The 21,767-nt window shown below is 47.6% G+C and carries 22 protein-coding genes; 11 read left to right on the top strand and 11 right to left on the bottom strand.

All coding sequences use genetic code 11. The features are described 5' to 3' along the window. Positions 1-37: 37 nt before the first annotated feature. The 3 genes from NSQ80_RS18305 to NSQ80_RS18295 are packed head-to-tail and all read left to right on the top strand — an operon-like array spanning position 38 to position 3,065. Positions 38-1,495 carry an SIR2 family protein gene (locus NSQ80_RS18305; protein ID WP_009226532.1) on the top strand — a complete coding sequence of 486 codons (1,458 nt, stop codon included), beginning with the start codon at positions 38-40 and terminating at the stop codon, positions 1,493-1,495. A 24-nt stretch (positions 1,496-1,519) separates the two neighbouring features. Continuing rightward, entirely contained in the window at positions 1,520-2,194 is a 675-nt protein-coding gene (locus NSQ80_RS18300; protein WP_036646330.1) for a TIR domain-containing protein, read from the top strand. A 43-nt stretch (positions 2,195-2,237) separates the two neighbouring features. Next, the gene (locus NSQ80_RS18295) at positions 2,238-3,065 is read left to right on the top strand and encodes a hypothetical protein (RefSeq protein WP_009226530.1); all 828 of its coding nucleotides are present in this window, start codon (positions 2,238-2,240) and stop codon (positions 3,063-3,065) included. Positions 3,066-3,122: 57 nt separating this feature from the next. Here the strand turns inward: NSQ80_RS18295 and NSQ80_RS18290 are convergent, their stop codons facing one another. Further along, the gene (locus tag NSQ80_RS18290; RefSeq protein ID WP_019007868.1) at positions 3,123-4,487 is read right to left on the bottom strand and encodes an ISNCY family transposase; all 1,365 of its coding nucleotides are present in this window, start codon (positions 4,485-4,487) and stop codon (positions 3,123-3,125) included. Between the two features lie 545 nt (positions 4,488-5,032). Here NSQ80_RS18290 and NSQ80_RS18285 point away from each other — a divergent pair. Then, entirely contained in the window at positions 5,033-5,941 is a 909-nt protein-coding gene (locus tag NSQ80_RS18285; RefSeq protein WP_339300275.1) for a toll/interleukin-1 receptor domain-containing protein, read from the top strand. Between the two features lie 178 nt (positions 5,942-6,119). Here the strand turns inward: NSQ80_RS18285 and NSQ80_RS18280 are convergent, their stop codons facing one another. Next, entirely contained in the window at positions 6,120-6,701 is a 582-nt protein-coding gene (locus NSQ80_RS18280; protein ID WP_323077799.1) for a TetR family transcriptional regulator, read from the bottom strand. A gap of 160 nt (positions 6,702-6,861) precedes the next feature. Here NSQ80_RS18280 and NSQ80_RS18275 point away from each other — a divergent pair, with 160 nt between their 5' ends. Further along, positions 6,862-7,755 carry a 2-dehydropantoate 2-reductase N-terminal domain-containing protein gene (locus NSQ80_RS18275; RefSeq protein WP_339300273.1) on the top strand — a complete coding sequence of 298 codons (894 nt, stop codon included), beginning with the start codon at positions 6,862-6,864 and terminating at the stop codon, positions 7,753-7,755. A 99-nt stretch (positions 7,756-7,854) separates the two neighbouring features. Here the strand turns inward: NSQ80_RS18275 and NSQ80_RS18270 are convergent, their stop codons facing one another. The 3 genes from NSQ80_RS18270 to NSQ80_RS18260 are packed head-to-tail and all read right to left on the bottom strand — an operon-like array spanning position 7,855 to position 9,554. Further along, the gene (locus tag NSQ80_RS18270) at positions 7,855-8,718 is read right to left on the bottom strand and encodes an arylamine N-acetyltransferase (protein WP_339302189.1); all 864 of its coding nucleotides are present in this window, start codon (positions 8,716-8,718) and stop codon (positions 7,855-7,857) included. Further along, positions 8,718-9,290: an NADPH-dependent FMN reductase gene (locus tag NSQ80_RS18265; protein WP_323077797.1), complete on the bottom strand. Its 573-nt coding sequence runs from the start codon at positions 9,288-9,290 to the stop codon at positions 8,718-8,720. The genes NSQ80_RS18270 and NSQ80_RS18265 overlap by 1 nt, the downstream gene beginning before the upstream one ends. Positions 9,291-9,335: 45 nt before the next feature. Beyond that, positions 9,336-9,554: an EamA family transporter gene (locus tag NSQ80_RS18260; protein ID WP_339300271.1), complete on the bottom strand. Its 219-nt coding sequence runs from the start codon at positions 9,552-9,554 to the stop codon at positions 9,336-9,338. A gap of 371 nt (positions 9,555-9,925) precedes the next feature. Between NSQ80_RS18260 and NSQ80_RS18255 the strand changes: the two genes are divergently transcribed. Further along, positions 9,926-10,318: a VOC family protein gene (locus tag NSQ80_RS18255; protein WP_323077795.1), complete on the top strand. Its 393-nt coding sequence runs from the start codon at positions 9,926-9,928 to the stop codon at positions 10,316-10,318. Between the two features lie 128 nt (positions 10,319-10,446). Next, positions 10,447-11,637 (top strand): MFS transporter, encoded by a 1,191-nt coding sequence (locus tag NSQ80_RS18250; RefSeq protein ID WP_339300269.1) that lies wholly within the window; start codon positions 10,447-10,449, stop codon positions 11,635-11,637. Positions 11,638-11,721: 84 nt separating this feature from the next. Here NSQ80_RS18250 and NSQ80_RS18245 read toward each other — a convergent pair whose 3' ends face one another. The 5 genes from NSQ80_RS18245 to NSQ80_RS18225 all read right to left on the bottom strand — a co-directional run bounded on the left by NSQ80_RS18245 (position 11,722) and on the right by NSQ80_RS18225 (position 16,448). Further along, positions 11,722-12,300, bottom strand: coding sequence for a TetR/AcrR family transcriptional regulator (locus tag NSQ80_RS18245; protein WP_339300267.1), 579 nt, complete (start codon positions 12,298-12,300; stop codon positions 11,722-11,724). Between the two features lie 197 nt (positions 12,301-12,497). Next, positions 12,498-13,841, bottom strand: coding sequence for an ISLre2 family transposase (locus NSQ80_RS18240; protein ID WP_339300265.1), 1,344 nt, complete (start codon positions 13,839-13,841; stop codon positions 12,498-12,500). A 109-nt stretch (positions 13,842-13,950) separates the two neighbouring features. After that, a complete protein-coding gene (locus NSQ80_RS18235; protein WP_339300263.1) occupies positions 13,951-14,631 on the bottom strand; it encodes an aminotransferase class I/II-fold pyridoxal phosphate-dependent enzyme in 681 nt (226 codons plus the stop codon). A 283-nt stretch (positions 14,632-14,914) separates the two neighbouring features. Then, positions 14,915-16,027 carry an NADH:flavin oxidoreductase gene (locus tag NSQ80_RS18230; protein ID WP_323077791.1) on the bottom strand — a complete coding sequence of 371 codons (1,113 nt, stop codon included), beginning with the start codon at positions 16,025-16,027 and terminating at the stop codon, positions 14,915-14,917. A 91-nt stretch (positions 16,028-16,118) separates the two neighbouring features. Next, the gene (locus NSQ80_RS18225) at positions 16,119-16,448 is read right to left on the bottom strand and encodes a metalloregulator ArsR/SmtB family transcription factor (RefSeq protein WP_260071122.1); all 330 of its coding nucleotides are present in this window, start codon (positions 16,446-16,448) and stop codon (positions 16,119-16,121) included. A gap of 171 nt (positions 16,449-16,619) precedes the next feature. On the opposite strand from NSQ80_RS18225, the gene NSQ80_RS18220 reads away from it, so the two are divergent. Both NSQ80_RS18220 and NSQ80_RS18215 read left to right on the top strand, forming a co-directional pair. Further along, on the top strand, positions 16,620-16,976 hold the full coding sequence (locus tag NSQ80_RS18220; RefSeq protein ID WP_323077790.1) for a hypothetical protein: 357 nt from the start codon (positions 16,620-16,622) through the stop codon (positions 16,974-16,976). 115 nt (positions 16,977-17,091) lie between these two features. After that, complete coding sequence (locus NSQ80_RS18215) at positions 17,092-17,775, top strand: DUF554 domain-containing protein (RefSeq protein WP_009226526.1); 684 nt, start codon at positions 17,092-17,094, stop codon at positions 17,773-17,775. 311 nt (positions 17,776-18,086) lie between these two features. On the opposite strand, the gene NSQ80_RS18210 is transcribed toward NSQ80_RS18215, so the two are convergent. Then, complete coding sequence (locus NSQ80_RS18210; RefSeq protein ID WP_009226525.1) at positions 18,087-19,097, bottom strand: LacI family DNA-binding transcriptional regulator; 1,011 nt, start codon at positions 19,095-19,097, stop codon at positions 18,087-18,089. A 252-nt stretch (positions 19,098-19,349) separates the two neighbouring features. Between NSQ80_RS18210 and NSQ80_RS18205 the strand changes: the two genes are divergently transcribed. Then, positions 19,350-20,678, top strand: coding sequence for a sugar ABC transporter substrate-binding protein (locus NSQ80_RS18205; protein ID WP_009226524.1), 1,329 nt, complete (start codon positions 19,350-19,352; stop codon positions 20,676-20,678). A gap of 95 nt (positions 20,679-20,773) precedes the next feature. After that, positions 20,774-21,760 carry a sugar ABC transporter permease gene (locus tag NSQ80_RS18200; protein WP_009226523.1) on the top strand — a complete coding sequence of 329 codons (987 nt, stop codon included), beginning with the start codon at positions 20,774-20,776 and terminating at the stop codon, positions 21,758-21,760. Positions 21,761-21,767: the final 7 nt, after the last annotated feature.

Raw genomic sequence — 21,767 nt, 5'->3', positions numbered from 1 at the left:
TATTTAGCTATGCCTATTAATTTGGAGGGAGAAATTGATGTCAACTGACAAAGAAGTTCTAATACGGGAATTCCTGAAAGCTCTTCATGAAGAAAATGCAGCTATTTTCGCAGGAGCGGGTTTATCCGCTGCTTCAGGATATGTTAATTGGAAAGGACTTTTAAAGGAGGTAGCAGAGGAGCTTCACCTTGATATAGAAAAAGAGACTGACTTAATATCTTTAGCACAGTATTTCTATAATAAAAATGGCAGGCAAAGATTATCGCAGTTGGTTATTGATAATTTTTCAGCGCAGGCTCAAATAAATGAGAACCACCGAATCCTAGCTAAGTTACCTATAGATACTTACTGGACAACAAATTATGATAGATTAATTGAAATGTCATTGATTGAGGCAGGAAAGAACCCAGACGTTAAAATAAAGCAAACCGATTTTGCCCTATTAAAGCCCAGAAGAGATGCGATTGTATACAAAATGCATGGAGATATTGAAAGAGCTGATGAAACTGTTTTGATAAAAGATGAATACGAAACATTTTATGAAAAGAATCAGCTTTTTGCAATGGGGCTTAAAGGTGATTTAATTTCAAAAACCTTTTTATTCATTGGTTATAGCTTTGAAGACCCTGATTTAGAGTATATATTAAGTCGCATCCGAGTATTAATGGGCCAAGACGGAAGAACCCACTATTGTTTTTTTAGAAAGGTCAGTCGCAATGATTACTGCCATCTTCCCCAAGAAGAAGGCGATGAAATGTTCAGGTACAATTCAGTTAAACAGGAACTAAAGTGCGCAGATTTAGAAAGGTATCACATCAAACCAGTGTTAGTTGATGAATATGAAGATATTACCGAAATTTTAAATACCATTTACCAACGTTACATTAGATCAAACATACTTATATCTGGGAGTGCAGCAGAGTACGCCCAGTTCGATAGTGATGAGAAAGTTGCCCAGATGTTTATTCATCAACTAAGTCATGAGATAGTGAAAGCTGATTTCAAAATAGCATCTGGATTTGGTTTAGGAGTTGGAAGTGCTGTTATTAACGGATCATTAGATTTTATTTACTCCACGAACAAACGAAAAATCAGTGATTATTTAATTTTAAGGCCGTTCCCCCAGTTTGCAACAAACGGAATGGACTTGAAGGATTTATGGGACAAATATAGGAGAGATTTAATCTCGGATGTGGGCTGTGCTGTGTTTATATTTGGGAATAAAGATGAAAATGGTCAAGTAGTAGATGCAGATGGTGTAAGAAAAGAATTCGATATTGCTGTTTCAAAAGGGGTTAAGGTTATACCTATAGGTGCTACAGGTTATGTATCCAAGGCATTATGGGAAGAAGTAATCGCAGATTTCGATAAATACTATTTTGATTTCCCGGCACTTAAACCAGACTTTGAATTCATTGGGGATGCAAAGAATGATCATCAGGAAATCATTAGAAGAGTAATAAAAATAATTAGAGTCCTTAGGGATGGCAGGTAAAGAATAATTTGGGGAGTGAATAAAATGGGGAGAAAGATTTTTATTTCCTATAAGTATTCCGATAGCAATGTATATCCTTTAAATAATGACTATTCTACAACTGTAAGACATTATGTAGATGAGCTTCAAGACAAACTAAAGGAAGACGATCACATTAATAAAGGTGAAGCTGACGGTGAAGACCTTAGTGAATTCAAGGATGAAACGATTTGGACTAAATTAAAGGATAAGATCTTTGATAGTAGCATCACCATTGTGTTTATTTCAAAGAATATGAAATCGGCATTTGTCAGCGAAGAAGACCAGTGGATCCCATGGGAGATCTCGTATTCGTTGAAAGAACTTACGAGAAACGGAAGGACTAGTAGCGCCAATGCAATGCTGGCAGTTGTTTTGCCAGATAAAAATAATAGCTACGAATATTTCATCCAGGACAACTCGTGTCCCTATTGTAATTGTAGGACACTAAAGACCTATACTTTATTTACAATATTGAGAGAAAATATGTTTAACATAAAATCTCCTACTTATAACGACTGTAGTAACCATAGTGAATTAAACAAGGTATACACCGGAGAAGCCTCATATATACGATCGGTTAAGTGGGTCGATTTTATTAATAATATCGATTATTATCTTCAGATAGCATACGACATTAATAAAAATATAGATTCATATAACATTCGAAAAAGTGTGTAAATTAGAGATGCATTGATAACGATCATTTTAGGAGATATAGTACATGCCGGGTGTAACAAAAAGAAAATATGTTGGAGAAACGATGCGGATCAATAAAAAAATCACACAAATATTGAGACGCCTATCAGAAGTTCTACCTTATGATTATAATGCGGATACACTGGTAAATTTATTTAAAGAGTTGTATCCACATGAGTGGTGCGAACTAAACCAACGTTATCAACACTATAAAAAGAAAGATGAATTCTTGCGAAAGATTGGTAAGAATGTCAGGTACAAGCCTGACCCACCGAGGAAGCATTTTCTTAATCTGCCTAAAGTCAAACACATGCTATCTAAAGGTATGGTTATTAAGCACAAAGCTAACTTTGATAGTGTGGGTTATCAAGAAAAGTTCAACAGTTTTAAGGTTAAGAGGCTAAACGCTATTAAGAGTAGAAATGACAAGATCGCTAAAGAAAATGAACTTATTCAAAATGTTGAACCACTATATATTGATGCATTTATTGCTGCTTATCACCAAAGAGGAATAAGTTTAGAAGGAAAGTTGGAAATATTTAATGAACTACAAAAATATAAGTCCAATAAAGTCCTAGAATTTTTCTACAAGCTTAATGACAGTGAACGGAATAACCAGATTAGAAACATGGGGTTCAGACATTTGCAACGGATGGGAAACTATATGAAATTAAGAAAAAAGTTTAAAGGTAAAGAAAAGAGTTACATGACGGAGACAAGTCAGTTTTTCATGACCCCTCTGGATTTATTAAACAGAATTGAAGGCAATAAGCTTCAGAATCAAAAGATATACGATGTATTTGTTTCTCATAGCTATATAGTTGCTCCTGAAAAAGTCGATTTTCAAAAATAGTTTCGGGTTGCTGGCTGGGTTGTGAGGGGGAACTTTCCCTAATGATCGGTTTCCATGTTAGTTTTGGAGCATTTTTGCCGCTCTTTGCAGGTTGTGGGTCAGAATCCCGAAGCCGACCCAGCATTTTGAGCCGACAAAGCCCCGATACCTGCTGCGGTTCAAACCGTACTTCCGCTTGAGAAGACTAATCTTCGCTTCTCCAGCTGCACGGTAACGCTGCAAGTCTTTGAACCATAATTCGTTTTCGTACTCGGATCGGGCAATGCCTTTTTTGCCCTTTCGCGGCAAGCTAGCTCGCTTCACACCAAGTTCGGTAATGGCCGTTTCGTTCTTCTTGCTTGAGAAACCGCGGTCGGTCGCTACAGCTTGCGGCGCTTTGCCGAATTGCTTGATATGCGCCTGTACAGCGGGAACGAGCAGTTCATCATCCGAGGGGTTCCCCTCGTAGACAGCGTAGCCGGTCACAAAGCCGCTTTCCGTCTCGTCGATTCGCACCTTGTAGCCGAACTCAGTTCCTTTGGCCAGCTTACCTTTCTTAATCGGTCTTGCTTCCGGGTCAAAGAAACTGACGATCCGATCTGCGATGATTCGATTGCCGGAAACGACCTGTTTGGCTTGTTCCAACAACTTGCCGGTTAGCGTGACCGCCTCGGTCAGTTTGGTTTTACTTTGTCGAAGAGCAGCTTTGCCCTTGTCTTGCAGTTTCTCGATAACGGCTTGCGCCTTGTTCACAACGTTCTCGGCTACTTCGATTACGCTCCCAGTGATCCGGTCAACTTCTTCCCAAGATTCACGGGTGCGGCGACGTAGAACTTTCGCGATGGACAGAATCTTTTCCTTGATTTCTGCCGTACGATCTTCAAAGCCTTGAACAGTGTGGGAGGCGACTTTCCGGATTTTCTGAATCGTTCGAGTGATGACTTTTACGCCATCTTGCAACAGCGTAGCGTCTGTCGGGTGATGGATGTCGGATTCCACAACCGTCGTATCCGTGCGCAATTTGCGGGTTTTCAGAACGGCTTTTTCCTCACACTGCTTTACGAGTGCGGCATTGATGTCTTCGACGATCTTGTCGCCGTAGCGTTTGCGGGCATAGATGAGCGTAGACGGGTCGGGCATCGGTTCGTCGATGGCAAACCGGCAGAACATTCGCCATGTGATGCTGTCACCGACTTCCTTCACGAGTGACTCGTAGCCCAAATTGTATTTATGCTTCAGGACCATAAGACGGATGTACTTTTCAATTGCAAGCGTAGGACGGCCGCTTTTCTTGCCTTTCGGGTGCAACTCAGTAAACGGTTGAAGAAAACGGTCGTCGTCCAGTAATTGATCTATGATTGCAAGCTCGACCGGCAACTTTCTAACAGATTCCGGGAGAATGGCATCCCAGATGGTCAATTGCTCGTCTCGAAGTTTCAACATTTTCTTCACCTCTTGGAAGGATTCCCGAGGGCTTCTGTTGAACTCCTATAGCAAAGGAATTCTTCCCTCGGGGTGTGGAACTTTGTTATCTCGTCAATAACAATTTCCATTTTGAGGTGCTGAATTCCTTTTAATTATGCTCAAAACACCCTGACTTTTTCAGGGGAAACTATATAGATTCCAGTGTTATAAAGAAGGTAATTAAAGCTCTTAATAAACATTTTCTCAATGTATACTGTGATTGGACGAGCGATAGAGAATTTCTTAGGAGAGAGCTAGTGAGTGAATATACGAAGGTAGTCTTAAAAAAGCGTATAAAACAATCGAAAAATATAGTCTTTGTAAGGACTAAGAACTCGGTTGAGTCTGATTGGGTTAAATTTGAATTAGATTACGCTAGAGCAATAGGAAAGCCAATATACTATATTGATTTATTGAATGATAATACTACACAGCAATTTCAAGAACTCATATTTGATCTTGAGAATGAGATAATATCCCTAGAGGGCTTCCATTTAAATCAGCAATAGCTATAGGAGGATAATGTGGCAGTATTTATTAGCTTTGCGAAAGAAGATCAAGCTTTTGCTGAACGTCTGTCAGCTGAATTAGTAAAAAGGCAGGTTATAGTTTTTTTTGATCAATGGGAACTAAAGGTGGGTAATAAACTTACGGACAGGTTAACTAGAGAAATAAATGAAGCAGAATATATCTGTATTATTCTTTCCAAAGCTTCAGTTAGGGTCTTAAATTCAGAAGATCAACGGTGGTTTAAACGCGAATTTGAATTAGCATTAGAATTAGAAAAAAAGGCTGGTATTGATATAATTCTCCCAGTTGTAATCGATGATTGTGAAATCCCTCATGCATTAAACGATAAGGTTAGATCGGAATTCCATATTAAAGGGTTTGATGAGGGGATTAAGGAGATTTTACTTGCTGTTTCCAGTTCAATTAAAGCAAAGACTTATAGACAAGAGCGAGAAGAAAGAAACTTTGTATATGATTGGGCTATAGATTGGTTCATTAACAAAGAAAAAATGTTAGAGATTACTTTGGATGTAGTAGAGTTTTCAAGAGAATTTGAATGGTCAATATTAACCAAAGTTAGTATTAAATCAAACAGTGCCGCTACACATCATTTTAAGAAACGTGCCAAAAAGGGGTTAGGAGAGGTTGTAATTTACACAATAATGGGATTCTTAGTTCAACATTTAAGTGATGAGTCTTTGTTACTTTCGAATAATAAACCGACAAAAAAAAGAGTTGATATTCAGGATCCTGCACTGGGTTATAAATTTGAGATTGACATAACAGCAAGAAAACTGGGGAGAGATACGGGGAGGGATTTTATACTACACACTGGAAATTATTACAAACAGATATTTAGCTATCTAATTAATAACAAGGTGCCTGTGGAAGCTAATTTACCATCACTTAATTCTCTAGTCTAATACTTTATTTTCCTGGGTTCCGTATTTAGAATCTAATCTAGATACTTAGTCTAAAACTTATTTTTCAAAAGCTGACGATTTTCCAGCTCAAAAACCCGCACCAGATCTGAAATTATAGTCTAACACTTTATTTTCTTTGAACAAATAAATAAAGCGGGGTTGCCATAGCAACCCCGCTTTATTTTTGCCTGCCGTCGGTGAGAACTCCCAAGCCTTCCATGATATAAGGTCGAACCATGTCTACTAATAAATCGGTTCGATTCTTTTCCCCAACCGTTAACCAATGGTGGGCTGCGCCATAGATTGCTGAGGCTGTCATAGCCGAAACGATCTTGGTATGGCGGTGGTCTGTAGAGTGCCCTTTGGAAAGAATGCTTTCGATCGTTTGCTGCAACATTTTCTTTATCATTTCATCCACAAGCTTCGCAATCGATTTAGAATCCATTCTGCAGATCTGATAAAAATCCACAATGTAGCGGTATGTCAGCAAGATCAGCTGGTCACAGATTTCAGCTGTAAACTCCTGCGCGTTCATCACTTGCTCGGGAACCATGTCACGGAAAAACTGTTCGGTGTATTCTTCAAGCAAAGCATATTTATCTTCGTAATGGGCGTAAAAGGTGGCGCGGTTAATGGTAGCTTTCTGTGTAATCTCCTTGATGGATATTGCATTAAAGTCTTTACTCCGCAACAACTCTCTAAATGCTTCTCGGATGAACTGTCGTGTGCGCATGACCCTTGGATCTTCCTGATTGACCATATCCCTGTCCCCCTCTAAAACATCAAATATCAAAATGTGTTGTTTTGGCAACTTTCCTCTGAATCTGTTTGTTGAAATCATGATCATGCAGTACTACGATTTTATCAGACATGTGTTGCTTAAGCAATTGATGTCGAGTTTCCAGAAAGGAAGGAACGCAATGAACTCAAAACAACCTCGACTTTTGATATTTGGTGCTGGTGTGATTGGTAGTGTATACGCCCTCCGATTTGCACAGTACGGATTAGACGTAACCGTGTTAGCGCGAGGAAAGAGACTGGATGTACTGAAACAGAACGGATTGCTTTACAATGAAGAGGGGATCGTTAAGCAAATACCGATCAAGACGATCGAAAAGCTGGAAGACGACGACATTTATGATTTTATTTTGGTTCCCGTACGATATGATCAGGCCGAATCTGCCCTTACTGCGCTCAAGCATAATCAGAGCAAAGCCATTGTCACCTTGACGAACACCGTTGGATATGACCGCTGGCTTGATATCGTGGGAGATCGGTTGCTCCCCGGATTCCCGGGTGCAGGCGGAGACATTAAAGAAGATGTTCTATACGCCCAATTTGGTTCTGAAAAACATCAAGGCACCATTTTTGGCGAAATCAATGGACAGATTACCGAAAGAGTGAAAGAGCTTGCCCAAATCCTTGAATCGGTAAATTTACACTATGAAATCCAACCAGACATTCAAGCCTTCCATATTTCCCATGCTGCATTAGCAATCGTCAACAAGCATTTCTATACCAATGACGGCATGATGGATGTAGAGTCGGCAAGAAGTGTGAGTACGCTAAGCAAGATCGCTGCAGAGATGAAGCAAAATCTTCGCCTGGTAGAGCAAGCCGGAATTCCGGTAATCCCAGCCGAAACGAAGGCAATGGGTGAAATGCCCGACGACGAGATGATCTCCCGTTACCGCCAGATGCTGACCAATGACTTTATCATTGATGTAAAGCTTGGGAACCATGCCGTCAGCCAAAAAGCAGAAATCATGTTATTAGATGAAATGTTTCATAAAAAGCTATCTAACCGAACATAACTTTTGGACAGGTTAGACACAAAAGGAACAGCGGCAGGCTAAGACTTTATTTTGCAAGTCCTGGTCCACCGCTGTTTCATTTTTGGGGGTTGCCCCTCTTTATTTCATATTTACCTTCTTCCACTCCTCATGATATTTCCACACTCGCTTCCATAGTTCATCGCGCTCTAGCTGGCTATAGCTGACCAGATGCTCCTGAAACACGTCTCCCAGCACTTCCAGCCATTGGGATTTGGTGCGAAGTTCTGTTTTTTCGATGCCCTTGCTGTCTCGCTTGGTCCATATACATCCTCTCAGTTCATTACTGCCGGTGGCGTGTCTATGCCGAACAAGAAATAGCTGAATCCAGGGCGACTCCGGCGATCGGCTGTAAAATTCATGCTTGGGTTTAAACTCTTCCAGGTTCTCTAATTCATCCGGGGCATAATCAACACCTGCAAACGATGTGTTTGGGGCGTGAACAAGCCGCCAACCGCCTTCCACCACGCCGGACTTCTCGACTTGATACACCAACGGACCTTGCTCGTAAGTGCCCATCTGCAGCGGAATCGGTTCATAGGGCATATCACCCAACCCCACGTCGATGATGTATCGTTGTTCTTGCTGCTGTTCATTGGTCAAGCTGACAGTGAGCCCGAGGTGAAAGGAGTTAATGCGAGGCTCCTGCCCCGGAGGTTGGACACCCGCTCGATGCCAAAAAACACGGTAGCCCAGTGAACGAAGCAGAACGCTGAACGCACCGTTCAAGTGAAAACAATACCCGCTTCGGTTGCTCAACATCAGACGGACGCACTCGCGTAAATCGATCGGAGTTGGTCTGCCGGCAACGATATCAATGGTCTGCCAGGAAATGGTCGACACATGGGCCCTGTGAAGCTGAGTGAGATATTCAAGGGTTGGCGGTTGTATGTCCTCAATGCCAATTCTTTTTAAGTAGGCTTTGATTTCGGCGGGGGTCATCATCATGTTTCCATCATCACTTTCGCAGGTTGCTTGCTGTTATGCCCCAGCTTCTTCACCAGTACGATAAATTGTTCGACGGCTTGGTCGATGCGCTGGATGACCTCCATATCTTGAGGAACCCCATCCGCATCAAAGACCGATTGGCCCTCCCCAACGGATATCCATTCCGGACACAGGATGCCATGAAGATTCCGGATGATGCTTTGGAAATGGAGAAGTGAACTGACTCCCAGAGGACCGCCTGCCGAGCTCACAGTCAAAAATGGCTTGCCAGTCACGTGGCTGTTGTCCAGGTAATCCAGCGCATTTTTTAAGGAACCGGAGATGGAACCATGGTACTCGGGAGTGGCTAAGATGAGGCCGTCAGCTTGCTTCACTGAATGGATCAGAACGTCGGCTTCCGGGGGGACGACCTCTGAGTCAGGAGAATAGAGCGGTAATTGCACAGCCGCCAGATCGATAATTGAGACCTGAATGTTTCTCGATTTCAGAACGTCTTCGATATAACGAAGAATACTTGTGCTTGCAGCGTTGTGCCGGTTGCTTCCGGCGATCAGGGTAATATGCATCATTATGACCTCACTTAATTCGTTTGCTTAAGTTGCTCCGAGGAAGATCTAGAAAATTTCCACGACATATTCATTCCAACAACCTAATGTAATGCAAGCCAGAACGAGCAAGATAGTTCCGGTCGTTTGCGACCAGCCGCTGCTGCCATTCATGATATATATGAACACAATGCCGCTTGCAGACAGAAGAAGAGACAGCTTCTGCATCCAGGTGGTTTTTTCTTTCAAAAAGAGGGAAGCGAATAGCATCGTGACCACAGGCGTCATGGCGCTGATGATGCCCCTTCCGCGGAATCTGCATGCTGAAGCCCAAACGTTTGCAAAACAAAGTAAGCGATCGGGTATAATGAAGCGAGTAGCACCAAGGAGAATAATGGTTTCCCACGGAAGCCCAGTTTGACGAATCCAAACAACGCAGGAACATAAGTTACGCCAATCACTGCCGCATTCAGGATGGCAACGAAATAAGCAAGTTTCAGTTGCGGAATCACCTCCAGACCAACGAGTTCGAGGAAGCCCCCGTTACATCTCGTATATTGGAAGAGGGATTACCAATCGTTCTTTCCGGGATGAAGACATTGATTGAGACAGACAGTTCGTTAACTTTCTAGTGGCACATATAAAGGAGGCAGAATTAGATGAAAATCGTAGTGACAAGCCTGTTCGTTCAAGATCAGGACAAGGCGTTAGAGTTTTATACCCAAACCCTGGGTTTTGTAAAAAAGCATGACATTCCTGCCGGAAAATTTAGATGGATTGCATTGGTTTCTCCCGATGAGCTGGATGGGACTGAGCTTTTACTCGAACCAAATGACCATCCTGCCGCCAAGGAGTATCAACAGAAGTTGTTCGCCGATGGCATTCCGGCCACGATGTTTGGTGTTGCAGATACTCACAAAGAGTACCAACGCTTATTGGAACACGGGGTGAAGTTCACGATGGAGCCGACTCAAATGGGCGAGAACACCATCGCGATCTTCGACGATACCTGTGGTAATTTGATCCAGATTATTGATTATAAGAACAAATGATGATATCCCGATCACGCTTCCTGAAACTGGCGCGCTGATTTCATTTGTTTATGACAAGATCTGTCACTATTATCCCTTATCATAAACAAAGAAATCTCACCAGACGTTACAAGGAGTGATCGAAAGTCATGTTAAGATTTACAATACTGTTCTTCTGCATCATGTTTATGATCGGGACCGATACCTTTCTCGTCTCGCCGCTGCTGCCGACGCTGCAGGATCAATTTGGTGTGGATACGGGCATTGCCGGCTGGATGATTGGTGCCTACACGCTGGGCTCTGCCATCTTTGCCTTGATCGCTGGACCGCTGTCCGACGGCTGGAACCGCCGATTTGTGCTCGTCAGTGGACTGCTTGGGTTCGCCGTCTCCACCATCTTGTGCGGCTTTGCGTTCAGCTTTTGGTCCATGTGTCTGTTCCGTTTTCTTGCCGGCATTAGCGCGGCTTTTACGGCTCCCCAAGTGTGGGCGTCCATTCCCGCAGTGATGCCGGCGTCAAAAATATCGAAAGCGATGGGCGTCGCCTTCTCCGGGCTGGCGGCCGCGCAAGCGCTGGGCGTGCCGATCGGGAGCTGGCTTGCGGCTTCCTCCTGGTCCGTGCCGTTTTGGATCATTGGCGGGGTGGCATTGCTGCTCGCAGCAGCCGCGTATGGCATGCTGCCGAACATCCATCCGCATGAACCGCAACGGAACACGGTATCGATTTTCCGCCGCTATATGCCTCTGATCACGAGCGGAAAAGCAAGATCCGGGTATCTGGCCTACCTGCTCCTTCATCTGGGCAGCGGGACTACGATGGCTTTTGTCGGCAAATGGCTGGCGGACCGCTTCGAGCTTCCTGTTGAGTCCATCGGCACCGTGATGCTGTTTCTCGGGTTCGGGTCGCTGCTGGGCAGTTTCATCAGTTCTGCTGTGGTGAAAAAGCTGGGCCAAGCCAGTGCAGTCGCGGTGGGAACGGCACTTCTCGTGCTGTTCTATACGGGTTCACCGCATATGGCGAATCTCCCCGTCGTTACCGCTCTCTATTTGATCATCTTCACGACCCTGGGCATCATCTTCCCGCTTGTCATGGAGGCGCTCACTTCGTTAAACGCCTCGATTCGGGGAACGATCTCCAGCCTCGCCAACTCAACGATGAATGTTGCCAATACCCTAGGGGCTTGGGCAGCCGGTATTTTGTATACCCAATTCGGCGGGTTTGGCGCGATCGGGATGTTCTCGGCCGTCAGCTTGGCGCTCTCGCTGGGGATCTTCCTGTTTGGCGGCGTATTGCAACGGAAATCGGAACACGCAGGCCAGGAATCGCCGTCAGCTTCATAATTGATGCGGTTGCCGCTGCCGTGGGAACCCAATAAGGAGTTCCACGCAATTGCGCGTTTTTATGGACCTTTTTAAATTTGTAGATTACGGCTTCAGCATCTCCATCGAAACTTCGGCAATTTGATGGAGCTTCTGTTTATCGGTGGAGGTGCGACGCATGACGCGGATTCCGAGCAAAGTCGCATGTAAACTGGACGCAAGCAGGCGGGGGTCTAATTCTGGTGAGATGTCTCCCGCTTGTTGCCCCTGTTGGATGAGCTCAGTCAACAACTGCTCTTCATTGCCGAACAGCTCGCTCGTTAATTTGCTGACCTCGGGATCTCTGTAGGCCAGCTCAGTCGCCGAGTTCACAAAGAAGCAGCCGTTGGGCTGTTCGCCGTTGGTTTCAATCAGATAGTCAAAAATCAGACGGATGGATTCTAAAGCCGTACGGCCGCGTTGGACTTCCGCCTTAATGGCAGCATTCGTAATCCTCGCATACTGCTCCATCGTTTTGATGTACAGCGTGTGCTTATCGCCAAACGTGTCGTACAAGCTGCGGCGATGTACTCCCATATGCTCCACCAAATCTTGAAGTGAGGTCTTCTCATACCCTTGCTCCCAGAATAAACGCATGGCCTTAAGAAGGACTTCCTTTTCGTCGAACTCTTTACTTCGTGCCATTAACCAGTCCCCTTTCAACTTTATCTTATCATACGAGAATGAACGGTAAAAGAACTGAACAAAAGGGGTCAGTGTCAAGTCAGTGTGGGCAATTCATTAAGGGAACAAAACGAACTTCATAAAGAACCCTTGCCCCTGTAAGCGCTTTGCCTTGATCATTCTCCAAACAAAAGATACATTTACCTAAATTTGTATGATTACCCTCGAAGCCCTTTAAGAGCCATTCCCGTCGGGCTGCTCTGTTTTGGTCCTTGAAGCAAGCGAATCATTCCCGTTACACAGCCTTTCGCCTGTTGCGTGATCTCCTTCATTAGCCGCCGCATATTCATTGTGTTTCTCGCCAAGTTTGGTTTCCGCTCTACATCCGCCGCAAAAGTCACGAATTTGGCTTCTTGTCTTCTCATCATCGTTCGCAGCATCGCTCTTACACCGCGCTCGCTCCAACTGTATCCGCCTCGCTTCGTTCTTCTGGCGAAAATGCGCATCTGCGATTCTGCACTCCCCATAGGGCGCATAGCGCTTGTGTCGATTCCGTTGGCGCAAAGCGTCTTCCGGTAGTCGTCCAAATGCCTCTGATGCCGCTTCAGATAACCCTTGTACTGCTTCCAATCCCGCCTATGCTCTTCCGCTATCTCGTGCTCTGCTACGCCTTCCAAAGCCGCCATCAACGCCGCAGCGTCCTGCTTGGCGAGGGATCTCCTTACGGCCTCCCATACGCTCGGCAGATGGCCGACAAAACGCTTGAGATCGCGTGCGACATGGAACCGGTCAAGCATGTACAAGCATTGATGGAAGTACGATTCACATTCCCCGATCCACGCCGCTCCGTCTCCGTTTACGACAAGCCACGTGTTCTCATCGATTTCGTAGCGCTCCGCCAGGAAGTCTCCAAACCCTTCCCAGAAGTCGCCCCCGGCCGTATGCAGGTAGTGTTGCTTATTCTTCAGTCGGACACGCTTGCCGCTTTTCTCCCAGCCTTCGTGCACAACCGCAATCGCGTTCTCCATCCCACGCTTCTTGCTCCGCTGCAGCTTCGTGTACAAGCCGTCCACTTCCACGAACAGCACGCGCGCCGGTCGCCGCTTTGCAGCCCTCGTCTCTTGCTCCGCCTTTTCGAGCAGCTTCTCCCGAATCGCCTGATGGCTTAGCACGTTGTACCCTAACAGTTGCTCCAGCCGCTTCGCGCTGTCCCGATAGGACGGGCCTTGGCTCGCGAACGCAATCGCCGTCTCTTCCAAATGCGGGGTGACTTTCCCTCGCCCTTCGAATTGCAGCAGGCGATCCAGCAGATACACATGCTTGCCACTCTGTCGATCCACGTACAATCTCCGTTTGAACCGGATATGGCCGAACACGGTGTTGACGCTGGTTTCGCGTTCTTCTTTCACACGGTAACGTGATCGGTCCCGCTGCTCAAGAATCTGCTGGTCCATCATTTCCAGTGCCTTCGTCATGGCGCTGGCGAACGCCTTTTGCATTTTCCGCAGCATCCATTGCTCAAGCTCTTTCATCGTCGGTATCGTTGTGGTAAAGTGGCTCATAGGGGCTTTCTCCTTCTTGGTGTGTTGTCGGCAAACATCACTTTACCAAGGGAGAAGCTCTTTTTCTATGTTCGCTTTTTCCAGTTCCTACCCCCACGGAAATTTTACACTAACACAAAAGGGATAATCCTGAGAGCAAGGCAACCAGAGACATCCTCACCTCTTCGGGGAGGTTGCCATAGCCAAGCAAGATATGCCGCGTATAGTTTCCTTGGATCAGGCAATAGTCCTCGACCCCGTAAACGCGAACGCCGTATGCCTGGGCTTTGGACCACCAATCGATACCGGTGGGAACCCCATGAAGCTCAATCATCAGGTGCATTCCGGCTTCATCCCCTTGAATGGCCGCACGTTCGCCGAAATGGCGGTGTATGGTCCCGATTAATAGTTGCCGCGGCTGAATTGGCAGGATGCCGCCGCCCGGGAACTGATGCGAGGGCGTCAGCAGCATGAGATGTCCGGGCTCCCATGCGGGAAGCTCATGCAGCTTCATCCCGGCGCCGTCTATAGCCACCGGCGAGATCCGATAGCCGGCTCTGCGAAAAATATGCAGCGTGAACTCAATCGTCGGATCCTCCAGGTACACGACGTCAAAACGATCCCGCAGCGTCTGGGCAATGAGGGCAAAGCCTTCGGAGGAGCCGGATACGATCATGATTTGGACCGGCTGGCAGCGCATGCCTCGTGTTCGGTAAAGGTAGGCGGCAAATTCCTTTCGCAGCGCTTCCTCGCCGCGAATATCGCCGTAATCGAGGGAGGCGGGCGGTACACCCCCCGCCGCTTCTTTCAAATATTTGGCCCATAGCTTCCGGGGAAAATGGTGTAAATCCGGCGTACCGATCTCGAAAGGAGCTGCTCATACGCGTCAATCACCACGTTCCGGCCATGGGGCTGCTGAGCGGCAAGTTTACGGCCGCAAAGGCCATCTCCTTCGGCCCGTTGACTCCGGCGCAAATGAGCGAAATCAATGCGATTTTGCGGGGAAAGGCATAAGTCCGGGGCAGGTGACAGCCTAAAAAAAGACCTCTTCGAGCATTTCGAAGAGGTCTTTCTACAATCCCGAAAGCAAGAGATCAGCTCAACGTGGAGAGGGCTTCCTTCGTAAATGGCTTCAGCTCATCCACGCGGCCATCGCGGATTTTAGCGGCCCAAGCCGGGTCGGTCAGCAGCGCACGGCCAACGGCAACGAGGTCGAATTCGCCGCGTTCGAGGCGCTCGATTAGTTGATCAATGCCGGTTGTTTCTGCGCCTTTGCCTGACTCGAACAAGCTGGTGAACTCGGAATTCAAGCCAACGGAACCTACGGTGATCGTTGGTTTGCCGGTCAGCTTGCGCGTCCAACCGGCCAGGTTCAGTTCCGAACCCGCGAACTCCGGTTCCCAGAAACGGCGAGTGGAGGCGTGGAAAATATCAACCCCGGCAGCACTCAGCGGAGCCAAGAAGCGCTCCAGCTCCTCAGGGGTCGCGGCCAGCTTGGCACTATAGTCGACGGGCTTCCATTGCGAGAAGCGGAAAATAATCGGGAAATCCGGCCCAACCGCAGCACGGACCGCTTCAATCACCTCAACAGCAAAACGAGTACGCCCGACAAGGTCGCCGCCGTATTCATCGGTCCGCTTATTGGTGACCTCCCAGAAAAACTGGTCGATCAGATAACCATGCGCTCCGTGGATTTCCACGGCATCAAATCCAAGGCGCTTCGCATCCGCGGCAGATTGGGCATAAGCCTGAACCAGCTCGCGGATTTCCTCCTTCGTCAGCGGTTCAGAGACCGGCTTGCCGGTCAAGCTGAGGCCAGATGGTCCGATAGGATCGGCATCCGATTCAGGGAACGTCTCTCGCTGGCGGGCCGTGCCGGTATGCCAAATTTGGGGAGCGATTTTACCGCCGGCTTCATGCACTTCATTGACGACCCTTTGCCACCCGGCCAACGCTTCCTCTCCATAGAAATGCGGCACGTCCCGATCCGCAGGGGCTGCCGGATGATTGATGACCGTGCCTTCCGTAATGATCAATCCAACGCCGTTCTCGGCTCTTCTGCGGTAATAACCGGCGACATCAGGACCCGGGATGCCGCCGGGCGAAAAGGAACGGGTCATCGGCGCCATGACAATTCGATTCGCAAGCTTCAGTCCGCCGCCTTCAAAAGGTTTGAATAGAGCAGCAGCCGCTTGGGAAATGGACATGTGGATCTCTCCCCTCCATAATCATTTTATACGTATATCTAAATATATAGATTAATAAATCGATATGCAAGCAAAAAATGATTCTGCTTGATTATTTTTTGGCTTTCAGCTTGGCGGCAAATTGCTCCAAGAAGGTATCGATCCCTTCTTCATTTAACCTGTAATACGTATATTGTCCATAACGGCGTGATTCTAACAGGCCGCTCTTTTGCAAACTGGCTAAATACGAAGAAATGACGGATTGCGCTAATCCGGATTTTTCCTGAATCGAGCCGACACATACACTGCCCGGAAACTCTTGCTTGATGACATCCGGCAGATCGGACTCCAATTTCTCCGGCTCCCGCAGCCAACAGAGAATGTTGAGCCGAGTTTCATTTGAGAGGGCCTTTAGCACGGCCAGCATGTCTTGGTCTTTCATCGTTTGATCCCCGTTCTTAGTTCGTTTGTTCCCAGTATATCAAAATTTTCGCCGCCCCATAAAGAGTGAAGATGCTGCAGCGCTCGTGATGGTTTGAATTCATGTCGTCTGCCCATTTTTCATAGCTCTTCAAAGTCCATGATCGAATAGTTAAATGAAGGAAGGCGGGAAGTGCTGCCTTTCTTTTTTTATGCCCGTTTGTCCCGTCCGGTCCATAGCCATTATGACAAAGAGCTGTTTGCTGCTAGACGGAGCATCATTGCGGGGAGCAAACTCTATGCCCCAATGCATGAAACGATCGCCCGGATCATTAATCCATACGCAGGCGACACCGCTTCTGCCCCTCTCGTGGCCGACATGGGTTGCGGGGAAGGTTCGCATTTGCAGGGGATATTACGGCAGTTGGAAAGGCCGGATGGGTTAGGCGTTGGCATCGATTTGTCCAAAGAAGCCATCCGGCTGGCTGCCCGCTCGCCTGGTCTGCGGAACAAGCGCGAATCGCAGCGTTTACGCAGCGGGATGCCGTAGAAATCACCATCGATGTGGAGATTCTGATGGGTATCAAGGAGATGCGCTAGACGGTTTTTCGGCAAAACGTTATCATGAATGAGGACAGAACAAACGAACGGATAGGAGCAGAAAGATGATCGGAACGATTGTGAACACGGTCGCCATATTGGCGGGGAGTGTGCTTGGCAGCATCTTTAAGAAAGGGCTGAAGGAAACGTATCAGTCCGCCCTATTTACCGCAATCGGTCTGGCCGCCACCATGCTTGGCATTAACGCTGCGGTGACCCATATGAAGGACAGCACGTTCCCTGTGCTGTTCATCATCAGCATGGCGGCGGGGAGTTTGGCCGGAACCGCGCTGGACATCGACGGGAAGTTCCAACGGCTGGTGGGGCGGTTCTCCACCTCGAATTTGGGACAAGGACTATCGACGGGCATCCTGCTCTTCTGCATCGGCACGTTGTCGATCCTTGGGCCGATTGAAAGCGCGCTTCACGGGAATCACACCTACCTGTACATGAATGCCACGCTGGATTTAGTGACTTCCATGGTGCTGGCATCCAGCTACGGCATCGGCATTGCACTTACTGCTGTCGTGCTCTTTCTATGGCAGGGAGCCATTTATATGAGCGCCGATTATTTGGCGACTTTTCTGACGACTTCATTGCTGACGGAAATTTCGATTGTCGGCGGCGTGCTGATTGCAAGCTCGGGGTTATCGATTTTGAAGATCATCGATGCGAAGACGTTGAATATGCTGCCGTCCTTATTGGTGCCGGTGATCTGGTTTTTGCTTAAAGGCTGGTTCGGTTATTGAGGACTCAAGTCGGGATACTCAATACAAATTAACTGGAAAATGTACCGTTAATTTCGATGTAGACCAGCTGTACGTGCAACTAACAGTAAAACCTACCGTTAATTTCATCAATATCGCCACTTTAGCGGAAAAGCACCCAAATTAACTATACAATTTACCGTTAAATCGCCCATAACTTACGTTTCTGCCAATATTAACGGTAGAAATTCCAGTTAGTTTGTATTCTCCGACGGGGAGTGCTAACGATTCCGTCGTCCACTGATACAAAAAAAGTCAGTCAGGGTTACCATCCTGATCGACTTTTTTTTGATTTAAACTTTCACAGCTGCCGTTGATTCGCGCACGATCAAATGGGTGGGCAGCAAAATTTCTTGATACGCTTCGTTCGGATGCTTGATCCGCCACATGAGCTGATCAAACGCTTTGTGCGCGAACAGAGACAGGTCAACCTCCATCGTCGTGATTTTGGGCGTGGCCATTTGGGAATAATGGCTGTTGTCGAAGCCGCAAATCGAGATCTCGTCAGGGATTTGGTAACCCAGCTGGCGCAGCGCCGAGCTGACGTAAAACGCAAATCCATCATTCAGGCAAAACCAAGCGCTAGGCTGGTCAGCCACACGGCTCATCGCTTCAGCGATGATTTCCTCTTCTTCTTGCGTATGCACAAGCATACGTGCTTCACGCGGCTCAAGGCCGTGCTCCCGCAGGGCAAGCATATAGCCTTCCCAACGTTCCTGGTAACTCGGCGAAACCGCGACATTGCCCAGGATGCCGATATTCCGATGGCCATAATCCAGCAGATGCTTGACGGCGATATAAGCGCTGAAACGGTTATTGGTCAGAACCGCATCGGTTGAAAGCAGCGGGTGATGGTGGTCGATCAGCACGGTGGGGATGCCTTGCTCAAGCACGTTGCGGATATAAGCCGTACTGATATGCGACAGAATCAGGAGGCCGTCCACTTGCTTCTCTTCAATGAAAGAAGGCAGCTGCAGCCGGTCGCGCATCTCGGGAGTAATCGATTGAATAAGGAGATTGATACCGTGGTTCTTGGCTTCCCGTTCGACCGCAAGATAGATTTCCCCGAAAAACTGCATGGAAAAAGCAAAGTCTGAAGCAATCAGCCCGATGGTCTTCACTTGATTTTGATTGCCGGCGGACGTCTTCTTGTTGTAACGGTAGCCCATGGCTTCCGCCGTCTCGATAATTTTGCGCCGCGTTTCTTCGCTTACTCCGTCCTTGCCGGATAACGCCTGGGAGACAGAGTTCTTGGATAGATTCAAGCGATCAGCGATATCCTGCATGACGACTTTTTTACGCATGTTTGAATCCCCTCTATGTGTACTGCTTATCATTTTGTAACGTTACAAAATTAAATATACACAAAAAAAGTTGTAATGTAAACGATTAGCAGGAAAAAAGCTTAGTTTTCAGCATTTTGTGAAGCTGAAATCCTCTCTTGACAGCGTTGTCATTTGGATACATAATAAAAATGTAATCTTGAGTAACGTTACAAAAGAAGGTTAGTCATGAAGTTAGTAATTCTATCATCTATCTGGTAGGGGGTCATTCATGTGAAGAAGAAATTTTCCATGGCCATCATCTTGGTTCTTGCAGTTTCCCTGCTGTTGTCGGCCTGCTCCGGCAATAACGGCGGAGGTGCCAGCCAAGGCGATCAGAATGAGAAGGGAGGGCAAAGCGCTGAACCAGGCAAGAAGGTGGAACTGAAGCTGACGACCTGGGCCGGGGCGGACGAAGCGAAAGAACTGCAGCAAATTCTTGACGAATTAAACGAGAAATCAACAACGTATACGATCGTGCAGGATTCCAATCCGGCGGAATACGATACCCGATTGATCACGCAATTAACCGGGAATTCGGGACCAGATCTGTTCTGGATCAGCGCACAGCGTGCGGCCCAGTTCTCGTCGGAAGGCGCGATGCTGGACATTACAGATCGATTGAAGTCCTCTGACAAACCGGCAGCGAATCTGGATGATTATTACGAGGCTTCGCTTCAGCCGTTTACGCACGAAGGGAAGGTTTACGGCCTGCCTTGGCTGCAGCAGCCGGTGATGCTGTACGTGAATAAGGGATTGTTCGACGAAGCGGGTGTGGCTTATCCGGATGAAACCTGGACCTGGGAGCAATTTACCGATGCGGCAACGAAGCTGACCAAGGACAAGAATGGCAAGCATCCGGGCGAGGATGGGTTTGATGAGAAGTCGGTGGTACAGTGGGGCTTTACGTTAAACGGCTGGCCGCCATCCCAAATGTTCGTATGGCAAAACGGTGGAGACGTCTTAACCGAAGACGGTCAATCGCCAATCGACTCGCCGGAAGCGAAGGAAGCTCTGAACTTCTACGCCGACCTGGTGAAGGGTCCATTGACACCTTCGCAGCAAATCGTTCGCGATCGCGGCTTCGACAAAATGTTCCGCGATGGCCAAGTGGCTATGTTCATGGGCGGGGCAGCCGATGATCTGGATTCCACGGTCGATAACGTGCAAGCTTTTATGGTTCCAGCGGGACCAACCGGCATCCATGCCACCTTTGGCGACATCCTTGGCATGGGCATCAACGTCAATACGAAAAACCCCGATGCCGCTTTCGAAGCTTTGGTGGATCTGAGCGATGCGATCCACCACTGGAAGATCATGCCGCCGCGTAAATCCCTGGCGGACTTGGCAACGTTGCAGGAGCTTCATCCGAAGAAATCGCATTCCCTAGAGGCGATCATCAACTCGATGGAATACGCGAGACCGTACCGCTATTCCGAGAAATATCCGGAATGGGATAACATTTACTGGACGCAGCTGATGGACCCGATCATCAATGCGGGGACCGATCCGGAGAAGCTGATTCCGGAAGTCAAGCCGCTGCTGGAGAGCGCGATTAAATAATTGAAGGTTCGAGAGAGAAGGACGGGGAGGCGGGAGCCTCCTTCCTTTTCTTCATCAAGCGAACGGGCCAACCTGTGCAGAAAGGAGGAAACCGCATGGAAAACCATCTTGCAACCTTGATCCGATGGTTGCTGGTGCCTGTCGTCCTGTTAGTCATTGCGAGCGTGCTCTACTTCGTTGTTTCCAAGCTTGGCTGGAAAAAGAAGCAGGCGATCGGTTTGGCGCTCGTTTCCCCGTGGATTGTAGGTTTCCTGATTTTTACCCTTTATCCTTTGCTGGATTCCTTATACCTGAGCTTTACCGAGTCTTCGATCTTCGGAAAGACGGAATGGGTAGGATTTGGCAACTACATCAAGCTGTTTACGAATGATATCGAGTTCTGGCCGTCCATCCGGATCACGCTGCTTTACGCCGCCTTATCGCTGCCGATCGGCGTGATTGGAGCACTGCTGGTCGCCATGCTGCTGAACAATAAAATCAAGGGGATCGGCACGTACCGGACGATCTATTTCCTTCCGGCGGTGATGCCCGAGGTAGCGGTGGCGCTGCTGTGGAGATGGATGTTTAACAGTGAGTCAGGCATTATCAACTATGTTCTATCGCCGGCGCTGTCGTTGTTTGGCATCGATAAGCCTAATTGGTTTGGCGATCCGCATTATGTCATTGGCGCGTTTGTCATCATGAGCTTATGGGGGATCTTCGGTACCAATACAGTCGTATTCCTGGCCGGCTTACAGGGCGTTCCAAGCAATTTATACGAAGCGGCAGAAATCGACGGAGCCGGACGATTCGCCAAGTTCATACACATCACGATCCCGCAAATTTCGCCGGTGATCCTGCTGCAGGTCATCATGGGGATGATCGGAGCACTGCAAATTTTCACGATTGCGATGTTCGTCCGCCCAACCTCGGCCGCCGGCAAATTTATGAACCAGCTGGTGTACGAACGCGGATTCACGCAGCTGCATATGGGCGAGGCGTCGGCCATCGCCTGGGTGTTGTTTATCATCATCCTGGTGTTGACGCTGCTCGTGTTCCGTTCCAGCCCGGCGTGGGTTCACTACGAATCGGAACGGCGCTAATAGGAGG

It is taken from the genome of Paenibacillus sp. FSL K6-2441 (assembly GCF_037964765.1).
GTDB lineage: Bacteria > Bacillota > Bacilli > Paenibacillales > Paenibacillaceae > Fontibacillus > Fontibacillus phoenicis.
This window is presented reverse-complemented; position numbering and strand designations above follow the sequence as displayed.